Origin of the sequence: Tatumella sp. JGM91 (genome assembly GCF_018257575.1) — a bacterium.
Taxonomy (GTDB): domain Bacteria; phylum Pseudomonadota; class Gammaproteobacteria; order Enterobacterales; family Enterobacteriaceae; genus Tatumella; species Tatumella punctata.
This window is the reverse complement of record NZ_JAERJP010000013.1, coordinates 17452-42229: the sequence shown is the minus strand read 5'-3', so window position 1 is coordinate 42229 and position 24778 is coordinate 17452. Positions and strand designations below refer to the sequence as shown.

Genomic DNA, 24778 nt, shown 5'->3' with positions numbered 1-24778 from the left:
AAAAAATAGAAAGTATGTTTATTTTTCGAGATAAAGAATTTTCTGGCCTTGTTTATTTCGTCCGGCAGCGACAAATGAATATAACGGGATAGTGATTATCATCATTACCACACCCCAGAACATTGAGTCAGTACCGGCGCCCAGCAGGGCAAAAATACTGTAAATAATGCCAATCAGTGTCAGTACGCTGTAGAACATAAAGGTTCTTCCGCGGTTGATCTTTTTGGATATCATGATGATTGGCAGAGAAATCAGTGCATACATATAAGGCAGTAATGAAGCAAAGACCGCCATCAGGATCACTACCTGGAACTGGCGGGCCAGATCAGGTGAAGCCGTCAGCATCAGGACCAGACTCATCAGCACCCCGGTAAAGATCAGGCTTTTCATCGGGACATCCTGTTTATTGGTATCCGAGAAGAATTTCGGAAACAGTCCCTGCTGTGCACCGGCCCGCGGACCTTCTGACTGCAGTATTAACCAGCCTGAAATAGAGCCGAAGCAGGCAATAATGCTCATTGCAGAAGCGATATTCCCTGCCATATCGCCAAACATATAACGTGCGGCATCAGCAAACGGGGCGGCGGACTTAATTAAGACCTCATGGGGGACCAGGCCCATAATCACGCTGCAACTACCGACATAACATACAGAAGCTATCAGCAGGCCGTAGACGGTAGCCCTGGGCACGGTTTTTTCCGGATTATCGACTTGTCCGCTGGACACCACCGCCGACTCGACTCCCAGAAAACCCCATAAGGCAATCGAGGCGGCAGAAATAATCGCCGAACTGTCACTTTTTCCGGTGCCGTTATACACCTGGCTGAACATATGTGGATCAAACCAGAACCAGCCGACGACACCGACCCCCAGTACCACGACCAGCATACAGCTGGCGGTGAATGACTGGGCGCGGCCTGCGACCCTGGCCCCGAAACTTGCCAGAACCACAAAGGCCCACAGGATAACGATGGCGGTAATACAGCCATAGACCGGGTTCCGCAGTTGCGGGAAAAAATAACTCAGGTAGCCTACTCCGGCGACCAGTAAGGCGACATTCCCGACCCATGCACTTATCCAGTAGCACAGGGTGGTCTGAAAGCCGATAAATGGGCCGAATGCATCACTGGCATAGGCGACGATACCGCCATTCCGCGGAGTCAGCAGACTGGTCTTGGCAAATACCAATGCCAGGGCAATTACCCCGATAATCGTTAATGCCCAGCCCCACAGAGAAATATAACCGACCCCTGCCAGATTGGTGGGCAACATAAATACCCCGGACCCCATCATATTTGATGCGGTCACTAAGGTCAGAGCGACAACACCCATTTTATGAGCGGAGCCTTTACTTACCTTCCCCATAATAATATTTCCTATATTTAAAAGTGGAATTACGTGTATCCGTTACTTTTCAGGTTATTTTAGGCAGGGGGTAAGGGTATTTTTTGATAAAAATCATATTGTGATAAACAGAAACTGGCAGAAGGTCATTATCTGATGAGTAACGAGGGAAAAAATCGGAAACTGACTCTGTCCCTGTTTATTTTTGTGTCTGTTTTATTTTTTATATGTACTTATTATTATTTCTTATTTCTTTATTTTAGTTAATTTATTTATCTGAGGAATTAAATGTCTGCGGAAAGTCTGTTTTCCGGCTGAATATGTATTCATGAGGATAGTAAAAGAGTCCGCCGGAGCGGACCCTGTTTAGCGGGACGGGGAGTTAGCGGAGAGGTCTGCGATAATTATTCACTCAGGGTGACAAATTCCGGCGGAGAGAAAGCGGTAATCTCCGGCAGAGGCTGCTGCCAGCGTTCAATTTCTACTTTACAGCTCTGGGCGCTGCAGCCCTGGCCAAGACGTGAACTGCCCCGGTCCTCGGTCAGCACATTCGGGTTACCGTGTTTATCCAGTGATCCCGGGGTGGCGGGATCCTGCGGATCATACCAGGCACCGGTAGCGATTTGGATCACCCCGGGGCGGATCTGATCACTGATGCGGGCTCCGGCGAGGATTGCTCCGCGCTGATTAAACACTTTCACCACACTGCCTTCGGTAATATCACGTGCTGCTGCATCGTCAGGGTGCATCCATAAGGGTTCGCGGCCGTGGATTTTTGTGCGGCGGCTGATACTGCCATGATCATACTGGCTGTGCAGCCGTGTTGCTGGCTGGCTGGAGAGCATATGCAGCGGCCACTGTTCTGACTGTTGTTGCTGAAATTCATATTCACGGGGATCCCAGTACGGATAACCCGGGCATTCGCTGTAACCAAATGCAGCAATGGTTTCAGAGAACAGTTCGATCCTGCCGGAAGGGGTACTTAACGGGTACTGTTGCGGGTCGGCACGGAAATCCGCTAAAAATACCTGCGGGGTAACCGGCCGGTCAAATTCAAGTTTGCCCTGTTGCCAGAACTCATCAAACGGCGGCAGATCGATACCGTCTTTTTCCGCGCGCGGTCTGGATTCATCATAAATATGTTTCAGCCACTGTTCCGGATTACGCCCTTCGGTGAATTTATCTGCAAAACCAAGCCGTGCGGCCAGGTCAGAAAAAATAGCGTAATCATCGCGGGCCCCGGCAAACGGCGCAATATGCTGGCGCATGGCCACCATAAACCCGTCATGACTGCCACTGCCGATATCATTACGTTCCAGTACTGTGGTGGCAGGCAGAACAATATCCGAGAATTTGGCCTGCGCAGTCCAGTATTGTTCGTGGACCACTACGGTTTCCGGACGTCGCCACGCCTCCGCCAGCCGGTTCAGGTCCTGGTGGTGATGAAATGCATTGCCCCCCGCCCAGTAAACTAAACGAATGTCGGCATACCGGCACTGCCGGCCATCGAACTGATACTCTCCGCCGGGATTTAACAGCATATCTGACAACCTGGCGACCGGAATAATACTCTTAACGTTATTTTCACCGGCGGGCAGGCGTGGCCCGGAGAACGACCGCCGATCAGCCCCTGCCAGGTTGGTACAGGCATAGCCGAAAGCGAGGCCGCCACCCGGTGTGCCGATCTGACCGAGCAGGGCAGTCAGTGCAACCGTTGCCCAATAGGCCTGTTCCCCCTGCCGTGAGCGCTGGAGGGACCAGGAGATATTGACCATGGTGCGCTGCGCAGCCATGGTGCGGGCCAGTTCAGTGATCTGCCGGGCACTTAACCCGGTCAGGGGGGCTGCCCAGGCGGCATTTTTTTCCACACCATCGGTCTCGCCGTTCAGGTACTGACGCAGGGGTTCAAAGCCGACCGTATGACTGGCAATAAAGGCCGTGTCATGCAGATCTTCACTGATTAATGTCTGACACAAGGCCAGTAGCAGTGCAGTATCTGTGCCGGGTTTGACCGGCAGCCACTGTGCATTACTGACTGCGCTGAGATCGTTTTTGACCGGGCTGACATTGATAAATTTCACCCCGCGGGCCTGCATCTTTTCCAGCCAGTACTTCAGCATATGATCGCTGGCACCGCCGACATTGACCTGTGAATTCCTCAGCGGCAGGCCCCCGATGGCAACGAAAACCTCACAATGCTCAGCCAGTACCGAAAAATGGGTGTGCTGCTTATGCAGCGGGCTCAGGGGACCGATAATATGGGGTAAAATACGCTCCCCGGCAGCGCTGCTATAGGTATTGGTACTGGCCGTATAACCGCCGAAACCTTTGAGAAAACGGTGCAGCTGGCTCTGAACGTGGTGAAAACGTCCGGCACTGCCCCAGCCATAAGAGCCGCCAAAAATGGCCTGATTGCCGTGACGCTGTTTAACAGAGTGCAGTTCACCAGCCAGTAAATCCAGCGCCTTTTCCCAGCTGACCTCAACGAACGGTTCTTTACCGCGGCCTTCACGGGAATCAGGGCCGTGCTGCAGGTAGCCGAGGCGGACCGCCGGACGGCGGATACGGGTATTGCCGGTGACGGCCTCCGGCATTGACTGGCCTATCGGTGACGGGTTCTTATCCCATGCCACCGGCGTCATGGCGGTAATTTTATCGTCCGCGGTGTCGACATGGTAAGTCCCCCAGTGTGTGGAGGTAAGTTTATTTTCAGCTTGCATCAATAACGGCCTGTCTGGTGTTGGGTTATACGTATTGGCGGGCTGGCACGGGTTATTGAGTACCGAAGCTGCGCAGTTTTAGTTCACATTCAAACAAAAATTCCAGACCTTCCAGATGGCGGCGGGCCTCGCTGACATCTTTACCCCAGCAGGTCAGGCCATGTCCGCGCAGCAGAAAACCATACCTGAGCGGGTGTGTTTCTGACCAGTGTTCAATACGCTGCGCAAGGGCAGCAATATCCTGATCATTATCGAAAATGGCCACCGGGACCGTGTCCAGATGACTGGTCTGCCCGCTCAGGCTTTTCTGCATTTCGTAACCGGACAGGTTCAGCTGCGGGCCGGTCTCGAGGCGTGACAGTACGGTGGCATTCGGGGTATGAACATGTAATACCGCGTTAGCCTCCGGAAACAGGCGGTACACCAGGGTATGTAAACCGGTTTCGGCCGAGGGAATGCGCCCGGAAGGGGCCTGCAGGGTTGCAATATCGACCTGCAAAAAATCGTCCGTCGTCAGCGAGCCTTTATCGCGGCCGGATTCACTGAGCCAGCACCATTGCGGGTCCTGACGTACTGACATATTACCGCCGGTCGCAGGTGCCCAGCCTTTACTGCCGATCCAATGGCAGGCGGTGACTAAGTCCGCCAGTCGTTGTTGCCACATACGGATTCCTTTAATACCTGATGTTGTGTTTATCTGAATTATTCTTCCGGTTTTAGCCGTCTAAATGGCTGTAAGGATGTTATCACTGTGCCATCAGGGGAGCAATAATTCTCTGCCCGGGCGGCAGTGACGGGCAATCCCGGAGAATATGCGCTGGCGGGTCACTCCGCTGACGGAATACGGACGGCCCCATGATTGCCTTTCCGGAACTGGCCGGTCAGTCCATCGGCCAGCGGATGCTCACCGGTACGTTGCCGCAGAGTAACGTGACTGAGGCGGCTCGCGGAACGGATAGTCCGCGACAAGACAGTCTGAATATTTGATCATCAGTACCTGCGGGTAAGGGAAAACAGATTTATCACGGCCGGCAATGTATCCGGCCGCCGTGCTATAACTTACCCTGCTGTAAACTGCCCGGTCCAGTGGTTTTCCGGTCCCTGTTGCCATGGGAGTCCGTGAGGCGGTGTCGTAATATGCACGTTATTGCGGCTGCCGGACACGTAACGGCTCTGCAGGCCATGGCCGGCGGAGATCCATACATTCTGTAAGCGGATATTCCTGAGTGTCGCTTCTGGCAGACCGCTGATAATACCCGCCATTTTCGCACCGCTGGCGGTCAGATGATTAATGGTGACATCGTGAATAAACGGGGTATAGCGGCCAACGGCAGCCGGAGAAAGGACGCCGAGACTGTTCGCTGAATATCCTCCGTTTCCTCCGTAGCTGTCGGTGATCACCAGCGGAACACTGACGCCGGTCATGCGGATATTATCCGCAGTAAAAGGACCGATCCCTTCACCACGGTCACGGCCGGATTTGATCCGCAGCCCGTTTTCGGTACCGTTAAACCGGATATCTTTCAGGGTCACACGGCCAATACCATTGGCGGTTTCACTGCCGACGGATACGCCGTGGCCGCGCAGGACATCAATATCTTCAATAGTGATATCACGGCTGGCCGGGGCATTACCGGCAGAAGCCAGCCCGGATTTAATCGAAATATCATCATCACCGGTCGACAATTTCAGGTGATCCAGGCTGATATGCTGCGATGACACAATATCCACCCCATCCGTATTTGGTGAGTCTGGCGGGTTGGTCACAGAGCTGTGACTGACCTGAATATCCTGACTGTCACGCAGTACTACATTCCACATCGGGGAATTGATCACCTGCAGCTTACTGATGGTGCCGTGCTGTACATGGTCAAATTCAATCAGCCACGGACGTGGCATACCGTTAGCAGCAGGGACACCTTGCCAGCGGCGGGTAAACCACTGGCTGTCCCCTTGTTTCAGGTGATTACGTGCCTCGGTGGCGACCGGCCACCAGTGATGCTGTCCCTGGCCGTCCACAGTCCCGGGGCCGGTCAGTCCGACATCGGTAACATGGCTGGCAATAATCAGCGCTTCCTGTGGCCGTAGCGGCTGACTGATAAAGGCGGGCCTGAAATCAGCAGGATCACCGGTAGATTTCAGGGTACTGCCGGCGGCAAGGTGTAAAGTGACGTGGCTTTTCAGCATCAGCGGACCGCTGATCCATTCACCGGCAGGCAGGGTGACAACACCCCCTCCCTGCTGATGACACTGGTCAATAGCCTGTTGCAGGGGCACGGTAACCCTGTTTGTCCCGGCAGAAGGGGTAAACAGACAGTGGTGACTGGCCACAGCGGCGCTGGCGGAACCCAGCGGTGCCAGTACGGATACACTGATAACGCCGGACAGTGCCAGCAAACGGCGGTTTATTTTGGTCAATGACATAGATTTTCCTGAAAAAATTGGCCCGGAAAGTATCAGGATCTATCATTTATCGCTGCGCGGCAGGCTGCCAGAAAATAAGCGTTTCGGAATGTGCACAGTGTTTACTGGCTGACACAATTGACCGCCGGGGGCGGGGGAAAGAATACTGAAGTCCGGCCTCCGCACAAGAGGCCGAAAACATTACTCGCCCAGTACCTGACGTACACAGGATTTGAAGATTCGGACGCCGATAGCCAGCGCATCGTGGTCAAAGTGCATATCCGGGTGGTGCAGACCGGGGGTCAGATTAGCTCCCAGTCCCCAGAAGCCACCTTTGACCTGCGGGCAGAGACGAAGGTAATGGAAGAAGTCTTCGCTGCCGGGGGTTGTTCTGGCGGGCTGCAAAGCTGCTTCGCCCAGTTGCTGGCAGATAGCCTGGCTGATAATTCCGGTGGCATCTTCGTCCAGAATAGCCGCCGGCATCTGTTTCAGGATACTGATCTCCACACTGGCCCCGAGTGCGGCGGCACTGCCTTGCAGCGCAGCGGTGACTTTTTGTTTCAGTTCGTCCATCGGTGCATTTTCTGCTGAACGCAGATCCCAGCATACCCGCGCCTCAGAAGGGATGGAGTTTGTGACCCCCGCATCGCACAGGAAACGGGTAGCTTTGGCACTGAAGGTCAGGGACGGTGACAGATGAATACTGTTTACCGCCTGCACTGCCTGTACCGCTGCATCCAGGGCGTTCACCCCGAGATGCGGGCGCGCAGCATGGGCTGCTTTTCCGGTAAATACGGCTTCTACGGTCGCAGAAGCTGAATAGTACATGGCAGCAACCGCCTGGCCCATCGGACATTCTTCCACCGGACGCAGATGGAAACCCAGCAGCATATCCACATTCTCCAGTGCACCGCCTTCTACCATCGCAATCGCCCCGGTCCCGAGTTCTTCGGCGGGCTGAAACAGGATCCTCAGCTTACCTTTTCTGACCAGGCCTTCGCGCAGGATCTCTTCTGCGGCAGTCAGCACAACTGAAGAGTGACCGTCATGGCCGCAGGTATGGCGAGCGACGTGCTGCCCGTCAATAATATGCCTCAGGGCATCCATATCGGCCCGCAGTGCTAATACCGGCCCGGGGTTGCCACTGTCCAGTTCAGCGATAATACCGGTGGTGCCGTTAATGTTACGAGTAACGTTAAATCCTGCGGTTTCGAGGGCCGACGCAATGTAGGCGGAGGTTTTAAATTCTTCGAAGCCCAGCTCCGGAATTTCATGCAGCACACTAAAGTGCTGTAAGGTACGTGACATATTTCACTCCTTGATCTTTTCGGTCAGGCCGGCGCACTCAGGCCGGCCGGGACGATGTAGTTATAGTTTCAGGCAATAAAACGCATAATCAGCATCGAGATCACCGCGTTGATAACACTGGCCAGCATCAGTAACGGCCAGTATTTCTTCGGGACGTCCGCCACCCCCAGCAGACGGCCCATATATTGTAACTGGGAACCCATCAGAAAAATGGCGGGGATCAGTATGGTGATCTGTGCGGGATCTAAGGTGCCTTTAGTCAGCAGGCTGACGGCGACGCCGGTACCTGCTGACGAAGAGAGCCAGGCGGTAAGCAATACGGTCACTGCTTCACCGGGCAGACCAAAAACCCCCATTACCGGCGCAAAAAGATGGCCGATAAACTGCATAATCCCGAGCAGATTGAGCATTTCGGCAATAACATAGGCCATCACCACATTTGGCATCAGATTGTTGATGGCGATATTGAAGCCTTTACGGGCCCCGATAACAAAAATATCAAACGGGTTGCTACGGGCAGACAATGGATTACTCATGGATAAAATCCTTTTTACAGACCGTGTTTAACGTCATTCTGACCAGACCTGCGCCGACAAATTTCAGTACAAACATCAGTAATAACGGAACAATTAGCGGGGTTGTCAGTGAGGCAAACAGTGCAGAACCAATCGCGAAATAATTATTAATCAGACCGGCCCCTGAATACTGCCAGGCCCCCATGATCACGACGTGTTTACGGGTAATTTTTTGACTGTCATACAGCTCTTTACTTAATGCTGCTCCGGCATCGGTACTCTGTAAATCTGTGATCAGTGCCAGCCCGGTGTAGCCGGGCAAGCCAAGTAATGGTTTTAGTAATGGAGTCAGTAATTTATGGGCTGCACGGATCGCGCCGTAATAGGTAAATATTTCAAGTAAGCCAAGTGCCAGCATTACCGTAGGCACCAGCGACAAGGCAAACAGAAAACCGGCTTTCGCACCTAATCCGCCACTGCCGACAAAGGTCCCTGAACCACCGGCTTTCAGGGTACCGAAGGCTCCGCCGAGGGTGGTAAAATCGAATGCGCCCAGCCATTCCATCCCTCTGACATTAAAAAACAGTCCGGAAAATACCAGTAATACAGCGGCCAGTGCGATCCATGCGCCGGGGGTTACCCGCAGGGCTGTGTCATCTTTATCCGGCTTTTGCCGGGGAGTAGTGTTGTGGTTCATCATTATTCTCTTTGTTATTTAATTAAGTAAATTCCCTGATGCCGGAAGCTAAATACTCTGTATTGCCTGTCCGCAATCCGGAGTATTAGCAGGTTTTATGCCAGCAATAAAATTACCGGTAACGCAGGGGCCGAAAAATATCCACAGAGGGTTATCTGCAGGGATATAACACTGCACCCGGAGCGGAGCTGATAATATATTATTTTATTCTATATCCGGTAAATAACCGGCACTGTATTGGTGCGCTGGTGCTATTTTGGTGCAATAGATAAGATTATTTCGGATTAGTGATGCCGGTTATTTCATTAAATTACCGGAAAGGTTTATAAAAACAGAAACAGTATTTTATGAGTTATAGCATTACTTTTAGTCAGGCGTGACTGCCGGACCGTTGTTTTATGAAAAACCGATAAATTATTGAGATGGCACGGCGATTGGGGGGGAATCTGTCGTGCGGCCGGGATGAGCCGCGGGTCAGCAAATTCCGTATCATGGTATCTGAAGCGGCACCTACGCCGCTCACGGATAAAAGCCGTGCGGTCAGTCCGGTGACGGGGCCTGGTGGTCGGATTCCAGTGCCCGTGCACCCTCTGACAGACAGCGTGTCAGCATCATATGCAGTGAGGAACGCCGGTTAGCGTGTCGCATGACAATAATCAGTTCACGGTAAAAGGTGGCTGCCTGTAACGGGATCACCCGTACTTTTGCGTGTCGCTTCAGCCACTGGCCGGAAAGAGGCACCAGTGCAATCCCGAGCCGGTTTTCGACCATCCGGACAATGGCTTCTATTTCGTCAAGTTCGAGGATTTGCCGTGGTTCGATGCGCTGTTCGCGTAAAAACTGACTCACCAGCCGGCCACCGAATGAGGTCCGGTCGTAACGGACAAATGGCTGCTCACGCAGCAGGGCTCTGGCGTCATCGCCGGTGACATCTTGCGGGACGATTAACACATAAGGCTCACGTAACAGCGTCTCGCTCCATAATTCTTTGGCCAGACTGAAGGACGGTTTGATGGTAATCGCCAGGTCGACATCGCCGGTTTCGACCATTGATAACAGATTAAAAGAGACCCCGGGCACCAGCCGGGTTTCAAGGTGCGGGGCCAGTTGCTGAATACCGACCAGCACTTCGGGCAATAACCCGGACTGGATGGTCGAAATCGCCCCTATTTTCACCACTCCACGGTATTCACTGACGTTATTCGGCTGTGACATGCGGGCAAAAATACTGAGTATTTCTTCTGCCATTGGCAGTACACGGTTACCGGCGGCGCTCAGCATGACACTGCGCCCGGAGCGGTCAAATAAACGGATGCCGAGTGCATTTTCCAGGATACGCATCTGGGCGCTGACCGCGGATTGTGTCAGGCCGATACGCTGTCCTGCGGCGGCGAACGTTCCGTACTGAGTGACGGCAACAAAGGTTTTGAGTTCTCTTAACATCAGTGGTGCCACTCATTAAAATTATTGTTGATTGAAACGCATAATATTCGCTTTTCATCAAAAAATATATCAATAAGAATGCAATCTCACCCTCAGAAAAACAGAGCAGTCGGAGAGTATCGTTATGGCATTAAGTCCGTTTCACCTGGCAATTCCGGTTTATGATTTACCTGCCGCCCGTCGTTTTTATGGCGAGATTTTTGGTCTGGCTGAAGGCCGTTCCAGTGAGCAGTGGGTTGATTTCGATTTTTATGGTCATCAGCTGGTGATCCATGAACATCCGCGGACAGCGACACAGCAATCAGCCCATACCAATCCGGTCGATGGCCATGATGTCCCGGTACCACATTTCGGGATTGTCCTGAGCTGGGAGGAATGGGAAAGTCTGGCGGCACGGCTGCGTGATTTCAACACCCAATTTGTGATTGAACCTTATGTCCGTTTTAAAGGCCAGGTGGGTGAGCAGGCGACCATGTTCCTGCTGGATCCTTGTGGTAATGCCCTGGAATTCAAAGCATTTAAAGATATGTCCCGGCTGTTTGCCAAATAATAATCACCGGTCAGTGGGTGCCTGCCGGGGCGCGGTCCCCGGTATTTTTGTGGAGTTTATATGTCGTATTCTGCGCTGCGCTGGCGCTGTGACCCGTCAGGAGAAGACTGCCTGATCGTTACCCTGGATGTAGCGGACGCCCCCTGGCGGCTGACCAGCCAGCTGGCCGACTGGTTAACGTCTCAGTCACTGACCGGGGTCATTGATATTGTACCTGGGGTAACAACCCTCGGGATCTACTACCAGCCGGGGGTGTTATGGTCGCTGGATAGCCAGCTTTCTCCGTACAGCCAGATGTATAACCGGCTGGAAAACTTACTGAACAGCTGGCAGCCAGCCAGCCAGCATCATCCCCGTGAAGTCGTGATCCCTGTCTGTTATCACCCTGAGTTTGCACCTGATTTACAGGAGATCGCCGAACACTGCCGGTTAACGCCTCAGCAGGTGATCGCGCGCCATCAGGCGGTTACTGTCGATGTGATGATGCTGGGATTCTTACCGGGCCATCCTTACCTGGGGCTCCTCGATCCCTGTTTTTCGATGCCGCGTAAGTCTGCTCCGCGCCTGAGTGTGCCGCAGGGGGCGATTGGCATCGCTAACCGGCAAAGTGTTATTTATCCGCAACAGAGTCCCGGCGGCTGGAATCTGATTGGCCGTACGCCCCTGTCCATGTTCAGCACCCATCGTCCGGAGCCCTGCCTGTTACAGGCGGGTGACAGAGTGCGTTTTTCTGCTATCAGCCGTCAACAGTTTACGAAACTGCAACAGGAGTCTCAGCGTGGCGATTGAAATTTTACACCCTGGCCTGGCGACGGCATTGCATGACAGTGGCCGGTATGGCTGGCAGCATTTCGGTGTACCGATCTCCGGAGCGATGGATCTTTTTTCTCACCAGCTGGCGAACCGGCTGGCGGGGAACAGTGATGATCCTGCGACTCTGGAAATGACGTTACAGGGTGCCAGACTGCATTTTTTACGTCGGGCGGTGATTGTCCTGACCGGCGCTGATCTGTCACCTATGCTGGACGGTGAACCGGTGGAAATGTTGCGCCCCTTAACGGTTCCTGCCGGTGCGGTACTGAGTTTTGGTGCCCGCCGGCGGGGTGCCCGTTGTTATCTGGCGATAAAAGGCGGCTTCGCCGCGCCGGAAATCATGGGCAGTCAGAGTACCTGTTCCGGTAGTGCCTTTGGTGGTTATGGCGGACGTTACCTGAAAAAAGGTGATCGGCTGGCGTTCCGCTGGCCGTTACATAATATCAGCCGGTCACTGGCCCCTTTTGGTCTGCCGGATATTTTTCCTCAGCCATTACAGGTCCTGCGCTTTATCCCGGGGAAACACTGGGATCGGTTAACCGGGGAAGCAAAACAGCGTTTCACCGATAGCGTATTTACGGTCAGCCCGTATTCTGACCGGATGGGCTATCGTTTACAGGGGGAAGCGCTGACCCTGAGCCAGCCGGCGGATATTTACTCCGAAGCCGTCAGCCGCGGTACGGTACAGTTACCTGCCGACGGGTTGCCGATTATTCTGCTGGCCGATAGTCAGACCACCGGCGGATATCCGAAGATTGCGCATATTGCGACGATGGATCTGCCTTACTTAGCACAGGCATTGCCCGGCGCCCAGTTTTGCTTCCGGCAGATTTCTCTGCATACGGCACAGCAACTGGCTTATCAGCGTCAGCAGTGGCTGGAAAAAATTCCCTGCGGCTGAAAATAACCATTGCACCAGCTGAGTGAGCCCGGATCATTTTGGTGAAAACATCCGGGCGATTAATTTCTCCCTGCGGTTTACTGCCGCGTCTTTTATTTTTACCCCGTCGCTGAATCACTCTTTTTCGCTCTGTCATTGAGAATAAATATTATTCACCGGTCTGACTCTGTATTTATTTTTATACGGGCGGATGACTGACGAATAATTTCTATCAATGGCAGAACTGGTCCCGGAGTTGCTTGTTACCTGCTCACTATAAAAAAGAATGCCGCTGTATTCGGCAGGCCTGTTAATACATTCACCTGTGAGGCAACACCACCATGTCCTATGAAACTGAACCGGAATTTACGCTGGCGTCAGTACGCCAGAATAATCAGGATCGTCATTTGTTAGCCCGGCGAGCCGCGGTGGCTGCAATGACCGGTACCGCGATTGAATATTACGAATTTGGTATTTATGGTTTTATGGCATCAGTAATCGGACCGTTATTTTTTCCGGGGGCCAGTCCTGCGGCTGCATTATTATCAGTACTGGCCGTTTTTGGCAGTGCTTTTCTTATCCGGCCACTGGGGGGGATTCTGCTTGGCCGGATAGGCGATAAACTGGGACGCAGGAAAATATTATTACTGACGGTTCTTGGCATGGGGGGATCGACCGCTGCCATCGGTTTGCTGCCGGATGCGGCCAGTGCCGGAATTCTGGCACCGGTGCTACTGGTTATATTACGCCTGGCCCAGGGCTTCTTCGCCGGGGCTGAGATTGTCGGTGCCGCAGCCTTTGTCGCTGAGTCAGCGCCCACCGGTAAACGCGGATTTTACGGTGCTTTTACCCCGGTCGGGGTGGCTCTCGGGGGCGCACTGGCAGCTTTTATCTGTGGTTGTATGCTGCAGTTTGTCGACGCCGGGCAGTTACATCGCTGGGGCTGGCGGATCCCTTTTCTGCTGACTATTCCGCTGGTGATCCTGTCGGCAGTGATGCGCCACCAGGTGGAAGAAACACCGGCATTTAAAGCGTTCAGTCGGGGTAAAAAGCCGATACCTGTCCCGTTTTTCACCATGCTCCGCGAACACCGTTCAGCATTGCTGCGGGTGATTGTGCTGACATTCGGTCAGAATGCCGGTTACTGGATAGGTGTTGTCTTTATGAATATTTATCTGACCACCTGGCTTGGCTATAACAAACAGCAGGTCTTCTGGATGATGGCCGTGATCAGCCTGGCAATGGCGGCGATGATGCCATTCTGGGGCGGGTTGTCGGACAAACTGGGGCGCAGCAAAGTGCTGAAAACCGGATTTATCGGCTATGTGGTGCTGGTGCTGCCGATGATGTCACTGATGGATCACCATAATTACTGGCTGGCCTGTGTGGCGATGTTTATCGCCAGCCTGCCGATGCCGATTGTGCAGTCGGTCGGGTATCCGACCTATGCTGAACAGTTCCCGACGGCGGTGCGCTACAGTGGTATGGCGCTGAGTATTAACCTGGGTGCCATTCTTGGCGGCGGTCTTACCCCTTATCTGGTGACTGCGTTAATCGAAAAAACCGGCTGGCTATATATGCCGGGGATTGTTATGGCCTGTGCGGCGTTACCCGGCCTGTGGGTGCTGTTACGGATGCGTGATACTCACCGGCAGGAACTGCCGAAATGATCCCCGCATCTGGCAATATCGCCGTAAACCAGCGGCGGCCGGTGACGGGTCACCGCCACGTTACACCTCCGGCCGTACTTATCCTGTAAAACGCCGTCTTTTGCAGTGTCCCTCAGGCCCGGCCAGAGTGTAGCAGGGAAGTCAGCAGACTTCCCTGTCACGGTTTATTTCTCCGGACGGTAGCTCAGATTCACCGGGTCATCGGGCAGTTTAGTAAAATGCGTCGCAATATAGTGATAATCTGCGGTCGGGTTCAGGCTGGCAAATTGCTGCGGATAGAACCAGTGGGCGAGGGTTTCGACACCGATAATATTCCACGGGTGATTATAAAAATGGTGATAAATACCGCCGACGTGGCCTTCGCTGACTGCCGGAATATTGGCGACGGCAGTACGATGCAACAGGGCATCAAAACTGGCTTGAATGGCCGGTACACTGGTGTTGTAGCCAAACGGCAATACCGGATTACCCGGTGCACCCCGCCTGGAACCGGTCATCAGATACCAGTCCGGGCGCATGGTGATAATCTGTTCCGGGTTGATAAATCCGGAAGCGCCGGTCAGTAATTCTGAACCGATATTAATTCCGCCGGCTGCAGCCACCAGCTCACCCCAGCCAGCCTTACCATGGGTAAAGCAGCAGTTATCAGAGTTACCGGCAATCGGCTCAATAAATACCGATGGCTTTTTCTGTTGTTTGCTGACGACCTGGTTAATCTGATCCAGCCGGCGGGTATAGAAGTCAGTGTATGCTTTAGCATTCTGCTCTTTGTTCAGTACTTTCCCCAGCAGTGTGATACTTGGCACCGTGTCCTGCATCGGGTGCAGTTCATAGTCGAGGAATATCACCGGAATATGTAATTCGCGGAAACGTTTCAGAACGCCGGTTTGCTCCAGCGCCGGTTTCGCCCGTAACTGAGCGACCAGCAGATCGGGGTGGGTGGAAAGGACAGTTTCCGGGTTCACATTCCCCTGATCTGATAATCCCATATCAGGAATTCTGGCAGCGTCCGGCCAGGTCTTACTCAGCACTGCCCATTCCTGACTGTCCTGCTTTTTGATCAGGTTGTTCCAGGTCACCACCCGGGCAAACGGATTATCGCGGTCCAGCAGTGCCAGCGCCATAATATCGCGGCCGTCCTGCAGAATAATGCGTTCGGGTTCATGGTTAATCACCACCGTCCGGTTATCCATATCTTTGACAGTCAGAGGATAATCCGTCGCCAGGGCTGCCAGCGGAGATAAGCATAAAGCGGCAGCCAGGCAATGACGTGCATAACGGGATAAACCCTGAAAACGTTGCTTCGCGTACTTCATCGGGGGATTCCTGAGTATTTTATGACCAATAACCGGTGGGTTGCGCGGGGCATTACTACCGGACCTGAATATGAATACGAATTGATATCATAATTACTATTAACCTTAAAGCGCAGCAGTTATAGAGTAAAACTGTTACCGGGCGTGACTGTGATGGTCAGAGCATCTGACAATCCGCGACAGAGAAGGGGGACGCGGCGGGCAGACTTATCTCATCAATGTTTACGTTGTGTAAATTGTTTAGCGTTGAATTCGCTTGTTTTCAGGGTATCATTCGGAATGATTATTATTATATTTTGTCACCGGGGAAGAATGGCTTACTGAAAGCCATTTTTATTATGTGCACTGCCGGGAAAGTTATCGTCCGGGGCCGGCGGCTGGCAAACACTGCAATCAGTTTTCAGAACGCGGAAGTATTATTTATGAGTACTGTAACAGAACCTGTGACCCGCCAGACCGGCGGTATCGGGGCAGAGTATCGAAAAATTATCCGTAAACGGGTGTTATTACTGCTGGTGTTGTTTATCGCTATCTGCGCGAGTGTCATTCTTGATTTTACTATCGGTCCTGCCCGTCTGGATCTCAGCACCTTACTGACAGCATTGATTGATCCCTCGTCGGTCGATGATGCTACCCGGGTGATTGTCTGGGACATCCGTTTACCTTTTACCCTGATGGCAGTTGTGGTCGGTTTTGCCCTCGGTATGGCCGGCAGCGAAATGCAGACTATCCTGAATAACCCGTTAGCCAGCCCGTTTACCTTAGGCGTGTCTTCGGCAGCCTCTTTCGGTGCGGCCCTGGCCCTGGTACTGGGGGTTGGTATCCCGTGGATCCCCGGCCAGTGGCTGGTGACGGGTAATGCCTTTATTTTTGCCATTCTTACCGCGTTTATCCTCAATCTGGTGAGTCGCCGCACGGTAAATACCCGCACCACGGTGGTGTTGTTCGGTATTGCACTGGTGTTTACCTTTAATGCGCTGGTCGCCATGATGCAGTTTATTGCCAGTGAAGATACCCTGCAGTCGCTGGTTTTCTGGACCATGGGCAGCCTGGGTCGTGCTTCATGGCCAAAACTGGGTATTCTGGCGGCCGCAATTGTGATTTTACTTCCCTGGGCCATGAGAAGTGCCTGGCAGCTGACGGCATTGCGGCTGGGTGAAGACCGGGCGGCAAGTTTCGGGATTGATGTGGCCCGGTTACGGATGACGTCGCTGCTGCGTATTAGTCTGGCATCTGCACTGGCGGTGGCGTTTGTCGGACCGATTGGTTTTATCGGTCTGGTGGCACCGCATATTGCACGGCAACTGGTCGGGGAAGATCACCGCTTCTATCTGCCCGCCAGCGGTCTGATTGGCGCGCTGGTATTATCGCTGGCCTCCGTGGTTTCAAAAAATATTGAACAGGGAGTCATAATCCCGATTGGTATTATTACTTCACTGGTCGGAGTTCCTTTCTTTATTGTGATCATTCTGCGTCACCGGGGGAATTTGTAATGGATTCCCTGAATATTAAACAGCTGACCACCGGTTATCGTCGTCATCCGGTGATTGAGCAAATGACCCTCGAACAGATTCCGCGCGGTAAAGTGACGGTGTTACTGGGGCCTAACGGTTGCGGCAAATCGACACTGTTGCGTGCGCTGGCCGGGCTGAACCGGGCACAGGGTGAAATCTGGCTGGATAATAAGAATCTTAACCAGATGTCACTGGCGGAAAGGGGGGATAAAGTGGTCTACCTGCCACAGAGTCTGCCTTCCGGGGTGCATTTGCAGGTGCTGGAATCGATACTGGTGGCCGCCAGGGCGACAGGTCAGCAGGGGGCTGATTTTACGCCCGAACGTATTATGCAACTGCTCGATGAAGTCGGGATCGGTGCTCTGGCTCTGCGGTTTATGGATGAGTTATCCGGCGGGCAGAAGCAGATGGTCGGGCTGGCCCAGTCGCTGGTACGTAATCCCTCGTTACTGTTACTTGATGAGCCACTCAGTGCGCTGGATCTGAACTATCAGTACCATGTGATGAGCCTGGTATCACGTGAAACCCGGTTACGGAATATGGTGACCGTGGTGGTGTTGCATGACATTAATATCGCATTACGTCACAGTGATCATGTTGTCATGATGAAAGAGGGACGGATTGTGGCAAGCGGTGCACCGTCAGAGGTTATTACCCCGCAAAGCCTGGCCGAAGTCTATGGTGTTCGTGGTCGTATCGAACTCTGTTCACAGGGTGTACCTCAGGTACATATCGATGGTCTGGTCAGCGGCGAACTCTGACCTGCCTGACAGCGGATAACCGCAGGTTATCCGCTGTATCTGTTCCGTGACGTTCTCCGCAATCCCGCTTTTGTATCACTCCACGCTGTTCTGGCATATAAGTTGCTTTCTGTTCCCGATAAAAATAATCGCGGAGACTGCTATAAGTGTATATACCCGCGGAATGACGGGCGTAGCGGACGGCCAGTGAAAAATGGAAACCGCCTGAGGCTTAGCGGTTGCCGGTCTGTAACTGGCGTAAGGCGGTAATATCTGCCGGGGTGGTGCGGCAGCAACCGCCGATCAGTTTTGCGCCTGCTTCCAGCCATGCCGGTAAATATTCAGCCAGAGTGGCGTCGCTTTCACCGTGGCCGTGCCAGCATTTACTGACAGCATCGTAATCCTCTCCGGAGTTGGGATAGACCACCAGCGGCAGAGGCGTCAGTGAATGTAAATAACGTAACGCATCAGTGGTCTGCGCCAGCGCAATACAGTTAATCCCTGTCGCGAAAATCTGCGGATAACACTCAATAAACGCGATCACTTCACTCAGAGGGGTACCATCGCTCAGATGCTGAGCATCGCGCAGGGTGAATGAAAACCAGGCTTTCGCCCGCGGGAATTCGGTTAACAGCTCTGCCAGAGCCCGAATCTCTTCAAAGGATGGCAGGGTTTCACAGGCCAGCAGATCGGCGCCGGCCTCGAGAAGGGCTGCCATACGCGGGCGGTGAAACGTCTGATATTGCTCAGGGGTCAGGTGGTAATCGCCACGGTATTCTGACCCGTCAGCCAGCCAGGCACCGTAAGGGCCGACAGATCCGGCAATCAGCAACGGACCAGTATCCGGATGTTGTGACAGGAAACGATGGCGGGCGTTGGCCGCCAGGGTAACACTCAGACGCATCAGAGCCTGTGCATCTGCGGCAGAAATTCCGCGTGCCGCAAAGCCGGGAAGGCTGGCCTGATAGCTGGCGGTAATCGCACACTGTGCTCCGGCCTGATAGTAATCGTAATGGACCTGTTCAATCAGCTGAGGGCTTTCGGTCAGTAACTTTGCTGACCACAGGCTGTCGGCCAGCTGGCAGCCCCGGTTTTCCAGTTCAGTTGCCATCGCCCCGTCAATCAGTAAAAAAGGCAGCCCGTTGCTGAGCAGTGATAGCGGATTATTTTGCGGCATAGTGCTTCTCCCCTGATGGCTGGATGGTGCGCATCTTCATTTTGCGGGTAATAAAATAGGCCAGGTAGCATAACGCGACAAACGGGATACCGCACCATAAGGCGATGCGCTGATCAGGGTCGAATGCCAGCCCGGCACAGGCCACCAGGCAGAGTACAAACCCCAGTACCGGCACCAGCGGGTAGCAGGGGGCCCGGTACAGCAGCTCTTCCGGGGATTTACCCTGCTGTAAATGGCGACGGCGGAACATGAAATGGGAGGCACAGATACTCAGCCACACCGCGACTACTGCAAAACCAGAGATTGCCGACAGAGCGACAAACACGGTGTCAGGCGCGATCACACTGGAGGCCAGCGCCAGTATTCCGCCCAGCATACTGACGGACAGGGCGGTCAGGGGGACGCCGCGTTTGGTCAGCCGGGTAAAACAGCGCGGCAGGGTATTCTGGTTCGCCAGTGACCACAGCATTCTGCCAGATGCATAAAGTCCTGAGTTTGCGGCAGACAGAATAGCCGTCAGGATCACCAGATTAAAGAAACCGGCGGCATAAGGGATACCGACTTTTTCAAACACCAGGACGAACGGGCTCTTCTCGACCCCGGCTTGTTGCATCGGGATTAACGCGGCCAGCACAAAGACGGTACCGACAAAGAAAATAATCAGTCGTGCGACTGTGGTACGAATAGCGATAGGGATCACTTTATGGGGATTTTCGGTTTCTCCGGCAGCAATGCCAATCAGCTCGGTACCGGAAAAGGCGAAGTTAACCGCGACCATCGTCATCAGAATCGGCACGCCGCCATGAGGGAACCAGCCCTGTGAAGTGATATTGTGCAGACCGGGAGCCGGAGTACCATCGTGCATTGGCAGCACCCCCGTCATGGCCGCAGCGCCAAGTATCAGGAACAGGATAATGGTAAACACTTTGATCAGTGAGAACCAGAATTCACCTTCGGCAAAAAAGCGGGTTGAAACAACGTTCAGCCCGAAGATAAGGACGCAGAAGATCAGACACCACAACCAGACCGGAGTTTGCGGAAACCAGAATTGCATACAGAATCCGGCCGCAGTAAAGCTGGAGCCGAGGGCCACCGTCCAGGTCAGCCAGTAAAGCCAGGCCACCGTATATCCGGTGGCGGGGCCGAGATAGCGGCTGGCATAGACATGGAATGCGCCGGTTTCCGGCATAGCCACGGATAATTCACCAAGACACTGCATTACCAGCCAGACAACCAGTGCGCCAATCAGATAGGCTAACAGGGTACCCGCGGCTCCGGTGGAAGCGATAATGTAACCGGTATTAAAGAATAACCCGGTACCGATAACCCCGCCCAGTGACAGCATCACCAGGTGACGGGACTTCATGGTGCGCTTCAGTGGCGCATTCTCAGAGTGATCCTGCATATAACCTTCTAAACGTATAGACATCCAAAAAAGCTGAGTCAGTGTTTATACCGGGAATAACCGGGAAATGCAAAAGTTGTGAGCCACTGAGCCTGGCTAATCTGTTTTTGTGGTCAGTCAGTACTGTTTTTTCCCGGTTACTTGTTTCATAAACAGGATGAAATTTTTTAAGGCGTGGTGATAGCGACGGCGTTGCCAGGCCAGTGTCAGGGTGGTAGTAGCTTGTTGATCTTTCAGCCGGCAGTAGCCGATGCCCGGGGTGAGTATCGATCGCTGGGTTTCCGGTACTACCGTAATCCCCATACCCATGGCAACCAGGCCACAGGCGACAGAGACGTCACGGGCAGGGATCACGGAATGCGGGGTAAATCCTGCCCGGCGGCAGGCTTCTATCACCGACCAGCCAAGGCCCACCCCCGGCGGGTCCTGTTGCAGCAGAAAGGTTTCATCGGCCAGGGATTCCAGCGACAAAGCGGGATGTTTTAACAGCCGGTGTCCGGCCGGCAGTACGGCAATCAGGGGCCGGGTGACGATATCCAGATAATTCAGCCCCGGAACCTGCGGGAAAGGAGAGCGGATAAAAGCGGCATCCAGCTGGTCATTCAGTAAGCGTACTATTTGCTGGTCGACACAATGTTCTTCAATGTGAATACCGATGGCTGGCTGCTGTTGCCGGTAATGATTAATCAGGGTGGATAACGCCGGGTCGAGAATCGAGCTGCCGACATAGCCGAGAGTTAACTGTCCCCGTACCCCCTGTTTCAGTACCCGTACAGTATCACGGAACCGGGCGAAATGGCTGAGGGCCAGCCGGGCCTGTGGCAGGAGTTGCCGGCCTTCAGGGGTCAGCGCGACGTGTCGCCGGTCACGTGTAAATAGCGCTAATCCGGTTTCCTGTTCGAGGGCCTTAATATGCTGGCTGAGAGCTGGTTGGGCGATATTAAGCCGGCTGGCAGCTTTAGCAAAATGCAGCTCTTCAGACAACAGCACAAAGGCGTGCAGATGGCGGTATTCCATAGGGCTCTCCGCGAAATCCTGATAACGATAGCTTATTAAACACAGGGTGATTGTGATTAGACAATAATCAGCAGAATTCAGACACTGGTCGGGTATAAAGTCGGCGCAGACCTGCTGGTAATGCACATGCCGGGTCACAGCAATAAAGACCTGAGACGTTTGCCGTCGATTTCCCCCGATGCCAACCGTCTGAGAGGCTTACCATGACAGATACCCCGAAAAAAGTAACGGATTTACGCAGTGCCATTGAATTGCTCAGCCGCTTTGATGATGAACTGATTTACACGGACGAACCGGTTGACCAGGTGGCTGAGCTATCCGGAGTGTACCGCTATGTTGGTGCTCACGGTACTGTACAACGGCCAACCCGCATTGGCCCCGCGATGATGTTCAATAAGGTTAAAGGTTATCAGGATATGCGGGTACTGATTGGCCTGCTGTCTTCACGCCAGCGGGTCGCACGGTTATTCGGAACTGTGCCGGAAAAACTGGCGTTTATGCTGAAAGATGCGGTGTCGACACCGATTCCGCCCAGAGTGATTGCCGGGCAGCCAGCGGAATGTCAGCAGGTCGTCCATCTGGCGACGGATCCCGGTTTTGATATCCTGAAGATTCTGCCGGCACCGACCAATACCCCGCAGGATGCCGGTCCGTATTTTACGCTGGGTATGTGTTATGCGGCTGATCCGGAAACGGGGGCCCATGATGTCACTATTCACCGTTTATGTGTGCAGAGCAAAGACGAAATTTCAATGTATTTTGTGCCGGGTCGCCATCTGGATGTCTTTCGCCAGAAAGCGGAAGCGGCGGGGAAACCGTTACCGATTTCCGTCAGCATCGGGGTCGACCCGGCCATTGAAATCGGCGCCTGTTTTGAACCGCCAGCCACCCCGCTGGGGTTTGATGAACTCTCGATTGCCGGCAGCCTGCGCCAACAACCTGTCGAACTGACGCGTTGTCTCTCGGTTGATGCCCTGGCCATCGCTAATGCCGAAGTGGTTATTGAAGGAGAGTTACTCCCCGGGGTCCGGGTGCAGGAAGATCAGAATACCCGCACAGGTAAAGCGATGCCGGAATTTCCGGGCTATACCGGTGCTGCTCAGACTGCGGTGCCGGTGATAAAAGTCAAAGCAATTACCCACCGAAAACATCCGATTCTGCAAACCTGTATTGGCCCGAGTGATGAACATACCAATATGGCGGGGATCCCCACCGAAGCCAGTATTTTACAGCTGGTGGAACGTGCTTTACCCGGTTTTGTGTTGAATGTGCACTGTCCGTCGCCGGGCACCGGTAAATACCTGGCGGTGTTGCAGGTAAAAAAACGGACATCAGCAGATGAAGGACGGCAGCGGCAGGCAGCTCTGCTGGCGTTTGCGGCCTTCTCAGAACTGAAACATGTCATGCTGGTGGATGAGGATGTCGATATTTTCGACCTGAGTGATGTGATGTGGGCAATGACCACCCGTTACCAGGGAGATATCAGTACGGTTTTTATCCCGGGTGTGCGTTGTCATCCGTTAGACCCTTCTTCTGATCCGGCATTCAGTCCGTCCATCCGTAGTCAGGGGATTGCCTGTAAAACGATTTTTGACTGTACGGTGCCTTACGATCTGAAAGCCGGTTTCCAGCGCAGTGTGTTTATGGAAGTGGATGTGAGTCGTTTTATCCCGGGGTTTACCCCGCAATAATCCGCCGGACAGAATGAAGGGCGGAATATTGGCGCTTACCGGCCCCGTGAACAGGTCTGCCGGTGACCGCCTGTTATGCTTTCCCTTACCGCGCCGCAGGCATGACCGCACAGCGGAATAACGTGTCGTTATCAGAGATGGTGGTTAATTATCATCAGTCCGGTCAGTGGAATGACCACGCCGCACCCGGGAAAGTCTGTGGCAGTATCTGCAGGGAGTATAAAAATGATTATCGGACCCTATATCAATGGTTCGGCAGTACTGATTGGCGGTATTGCTGGGGCAATATTAAGCCATCGTTTGCCGGAGCGGGTACGCACCAGTATGCCCCTGATTTTCGGGGTGGCTTCCATGTGTATGGGAGTGGTGCTGGTGGTGAAGGTGGTGAATATGCCGGTGATGGTACTGTCGGTGGTCCTCGGTGCGTTACTCGGTGAACTGGTTTTTCTGGAACAGGGGATAGGTAAACTGGGGGCGCAGGCGAGGGGACTGACAGAGCGGCTGGTTCGGCTAAAAAATCATGATTTGCAATCTCAGGATGCCTTCCTGCAACGTTATGTTGCCATTATCGTTTTATTCTGTGCCAGTGGTACCGGCATTTTTGGTGCCATGCATGAGGGAATGACCGGCGATACCAGCATACTGATCGCGAAGTCGTTTCTCGATCTGTTTACTGCCGCGATTTTTGCAACCTCGCTGGGGGTTGCGGTGGCGATGGTGGCGATCCCCCAGCTGGCGATTCAGTTGCTGCTGGCTTACGGGGCAATTTATATTCTGCCGCTGACCACACCGGTAATGCAGGCCGATTTTTCGGCGGTGGGAGGCGTGCTAATGCTGGCGACCGGCTTCCGGATTTGTGGTATTAAGTCATTTCCGGTAGCCAATATGCTGCCGGCATTACTGCTGGCAATGCCGTTTTCATCGGTGTGGGTTGAGGTATTTTAGCCTGTCGGAACATTTTTATTTCGCTATTCTGTCAACTAACAGGCGATCCGGGCGAACAGGCTTGTATAATGCCCGGCTAAATGCACCTAAACAGCCCGCGACCCTAAGCCGGTCAGACAGTGGCAGGAAATAAATACCATGATGCACAATGATGTTTTGCGCAGTGTTCGCTATATGCTCGATCTGCGGGATGAAAAAATGCTGGAAATTCTGATCTCCGGCGGCGCAGAAGTCAGCCTGCAGGAGATGCACAGCTACCTGCAAAAAGAAGACGAACCCGGGTATAAAGCCTGCACCGATAAAATCATGGCCCACTTTCTGAATGGCCTGATCTTTTATCGCCGCGGGCGTGATCCGCGTTTCCCGGCACCGGAAGTAGAAAAACGGGTCACGAATAATGTGATGCTGAAAAAACTGCGGGTAGCTTTTGAACTGAAGACCGAAGACTTACAGCAAATTCTGAAATCCGTTGATTTTGCGATGTCAGAAAATGAGCTGAGTGCATTTTTCCGTAAAGAGGGCCATAAAAACTACCGTGAGTGTGGTGATCAGGTACTGCGTTATATCCTGAAAGGCCTGGCTGAGCGGGTGCGTAAGTCTAAAAAATAATGCGACTACATCCTCGCCTGC

22 protein-coding genes are annotated in these 24778 nt (G+C 53.4%); 10 read left to right on the top strand and 12 right to left on the bottom strand.

Features of this window, described 5'->3' with window-relative positions; all coding sequences use genetic code 11:
- Positions 1–18: 18 nt before the first annotated feature.
- The 3 genes from hdcC to JK198_RS10425 form a co-directional block, all read right to left on the bottom strand.
- Complete coding sequence (gene hdcC / locus JK198_RS10435) at positions 19–1365, bottom strand: histidine-histamine antiporter (protein WP_212708701.1); 1347 nt, start codon at positions 1363–1365, stop codon at positions 19–21.
- A 383-nt stretch (positions 1366–1748) separates the two neighbouring features.
- Positions 1749–4064 carry a molybdopterin guanine dinucleotide-containing S/N-oxide reductase gene (locus JK198_RS10430; protein ID WP_212709683.1) on the bottom strand — a complete coding sequence of 772 codons (2316 nt, stop codon included), beginning with the start codon at positions 4062–4064 and terminating at the stop codon, positions 1749–1751.
- 52 nt (positions 4065–4116) lie between these two features.
- Entirely contained in the window at positions 4117–4728 is a 612-nt protein-coding gene (locus tag JK198_RS10425; RefSeq protein ID WP_212709684.1) for a methylthioribulose 1-phosphate dehydratase, read from the bottom strand.
- A 191-nt stretch (positions 4729–4919) separates the two neighbouring features.
- Here JK198_RS10425 and JK198_RS16950 point away from each other — a divergent pair, with 191 nt between their 5' ends.
- Entirely contained in the window at positions 4920–5051 is a 132-nt protein-coding gene (locus tag JK198_RS16950; protein WP_283092708.1) for a hypothetical protein, read from the top strand.
- A 72-nt stretch (positions 5052–5123) separates the two neighbouring features.
- Here JK198_RS16950 and JK198_RS10420 read toward each other — a convergent pair whose 3' ends face one another.
- The 5 genes from JK198_RS10420 to JK198_RS10400 form a co-directional block, all read right to left on the bottom strand.
- Complete coding sequence (locus JK198_RS10420) at positions 5124–6488, bottom strand: glycosyl hydrolase family 28 protein (protein WP_212710499.1); 1365 nt, start codon at positions 6486–6488, stop codon at positions 5124–5126.
- 180 nt (positions 6489–6668) lie between these two features.
- Positions 6669–7775 carry an amidohydrolase gene (locus JK198_RS10415; RefSeq protein ID WP_212710498.1) on the bottom strand — a complete coding sequence of 369 codons (1107 nt, stop codon included), beginning with the start codon at positions 7773–7775 and terminating at the stop codon, positions 6669–6671.
- 68 nt (positions 7776–7843) lie between these two features.
- Positions 7844–8311, bottom strand: a complete 468-nt coding sequence (locus JK198_RS10410) for a YjiG family protein (protein WP_212709687.1) — start codon at positions 8309–8311, stop codon at positions 7844–7846.
- Positions 8304–8987 carry a nucleoside recognition domain-containing protein gene (locus tag JK198_RS10405; RefSeq protein WP_212710513.1) on the bottom strand — a complete coding sequence of 228 codons (684 nt, stop codon included), beginning with the start codon at positions 8985–8987 and terminating at the stop codon, positions 8304–8306. The genes JK198_RS10410 and JK198_RS10405 overlap by 8 nt, the downstream gene beginning before the upstream one ends.
- 540 nt (positions 8988–9527) lie before the next feature.
- Positions 9528–10430 (bottom strand): LysR family transcriptional regulator, encoded by a 903-nt coding sequence (locus JK198_RS10400; protein WP_212708158.1) that lies wholly within the window; start codon positions 10428–10430, stop codon positions 9528–9530.
- A 124-nt stretch (positions 10431–10554) separates the two neighbouring features.
- Between JK198_RS10400 and JK198_RS10395 the strand changes: the two genes are divergently transcribed.
- The 4 genes from JK198_RS10395 to JK198_RS10380 all read left to right on the top strand — a co-directional run bounded on the left by JK198_RS10395 (position 10555) and on the right by JK198_RS10380 (position 14343).
- A complete protein-coding gene (locus JK198_RS10395; RefSeq protein ID WP_212710497.1) occupies positions 10555–10980 on the top strand; it encodes a VOC family protein in 426 nt (141 codons plus the stop codon).
- A gap of 60 nt (positions 10981–11040) precedes the next feature.
- A complete protein-coding gene (pxpB, locus tag JK198_RS10390) occupies positions 11041–11769 on the top strand; it encodes a 5-oxoprolinase subunit PxpB (RefSeq protein WP_212710496.1) in 729 nt (242 codons plus the stop codon).
- A complete protein-coding gene (locus JK198_RS10385) occupies positions 11759–12694 on the top strand; it encodes a biotin-dependent carboxyltransferase family protein (RefSeq protein WP_212708161.1) in 936 nt (311 codons plus the stop codon). Before pxpB ends, JK198_RS10385 begins: the two co-directional genes overlap by 11 nt.
- A 320-nt stretch (positions 12695–13014) precedes the next feature.
- Entirely contained in the window at positions 13015–14343 is a 1329-nt protein-coding gene (locus JK198_RS10380) for an MFS transporter (protein ID WP_212710495.1), read from the top strand.
- Between the two features lie 164 nt (positions 14344–14507).
- On the opposite strand, the gene JK198_RS10375 is transcribed toward JK198_RS10380, so the two are convergent.
- The gene (locus tag JK198_RS10375) at positions 14508–15659 is read right to left on the bottom strand and encodes an ABC transporter substrate-binding protein (RefSeq protein ID WP_212708163.1); all 1152 of its coding nucleotides are present in this window, start codon (positions 15657–15659) and stop codon (positions 14508–14510) included.
- Between the two features lie 422 nt (positions 15660–16081).
- Between JK198_RS10375 and JK198_RS10370 the strand changes: the two genes are divergently transcribed.
- Complete coding sequence (locus JK198_RS10370; RefSeq protein WP_212708164.1) at positions 16082–17152, top strand: iron ABC transporter permease; 1071 nt, start codon at positions 16082–16084, stop codon at positions 17150–17152.
- Positions 17152–17934, top strand: a complete 783-nt coding sequence (locus JK198_RS10365) for an ABC transporter ATP-binding protein (protein ID WP_212708165.1) — start codon at positions 17152–17154, stop codon at positions 17932–17934. The genes JK198_RS10370 and JK198_RS10365 overlap by 1 nt, the downstream gene beginning before the upstream one ends.
- Positions 17935–18145: 211 nt before the next feature.
- Here JK198_RS10365 and mmuM read toward each other — a convergent pair whose 3' ends face one another.
- The 3 genes from mmuM to JK198_RS10350 form a co-directional block, all read right to left on the bottom strand.
- Positions 18146–19090: a homocysteine S-methyltransferase gene (gene mmuM / locus JK198_RS10360; RefSeq protein ID WP_212710494.1), complete on the bottom strand. Its 945-nt coding sequence runs from the start codon at positions 19088–19090 to the stop codon at positions 18146–18148.
- Positions 19077–20495, bottom strand: coding sequence for an S-methylmethionine permease (gene mmuP / locus JK198_RS10355; protein WP_212708230.1), 1419 nt, complete (start codon positions 20493–20495; stop codon positions 19077–19079). The genes mmuM and mmuP overlap by 14 nt, the downstream gene beginning before the upstream one ends.
- 117 nt (positions 20496–20612) lie before the next feature.
- Positions 20613–21512: a LysR family transcriptional regulator gene (locus JK198_RS10350; protein WP_212708167.1), complete on the bottom strand. Its 900-nt coding sequence runs from the start codon at positions 21510–21512 to the stop codon at positions 20613–20615.
- Between the two features lie 203 nt (positions 21513–21715).
- Between JK198_RS10350 and JK198_RS10345 the strand changes: the two genes are divergently transcribed.
- The 3 genes from JK198_RS10345 (at position 21716) to JK198_RS10335 (ending at position 24757) form a co-directional block, all read left to right on the top strand.
- Positions 21716–23203: a UbiD family decarboxylase gene (locus tag JK198_RS10345; protein WP_212710493.1), complete on the top strand. Its 1488-nt coding sequence runs from the start codon at positions 21716–21718 to the stop codon at positions 23201–23203.
- A gap of 225 nt (positions 23204–23428) precedes the next feature.
- Positions 23429–24148 carry a DUF554 domain-containing protein gene (locus tag JK198_RS10340; RefSeq protein ID WP_212710492.1) on the top strand — a complete coding sequence of 240 codons (720 nt, stop codon included), beginning with the start codon at positions 23429–23431 and terminating at the stop codon, positions 24146–24148.
- Between the two features lie 138 nt (positions 24149–24286).
- Positions 24287–24757 carry a DUF1456 family protein gene (locus tag JK198_RS10335; RefSeq protein ID WP_212708170.1) on the top strand — a complete coding sequence of 157 codons (471 nt, stop codon included), beginning with the start codon at positions 24287–24289 and terminating at the stop codon, positions 24755–24757.
- The last annotated feature ends 21 nt before the right edge of the window (positions 24758–24778 follow it).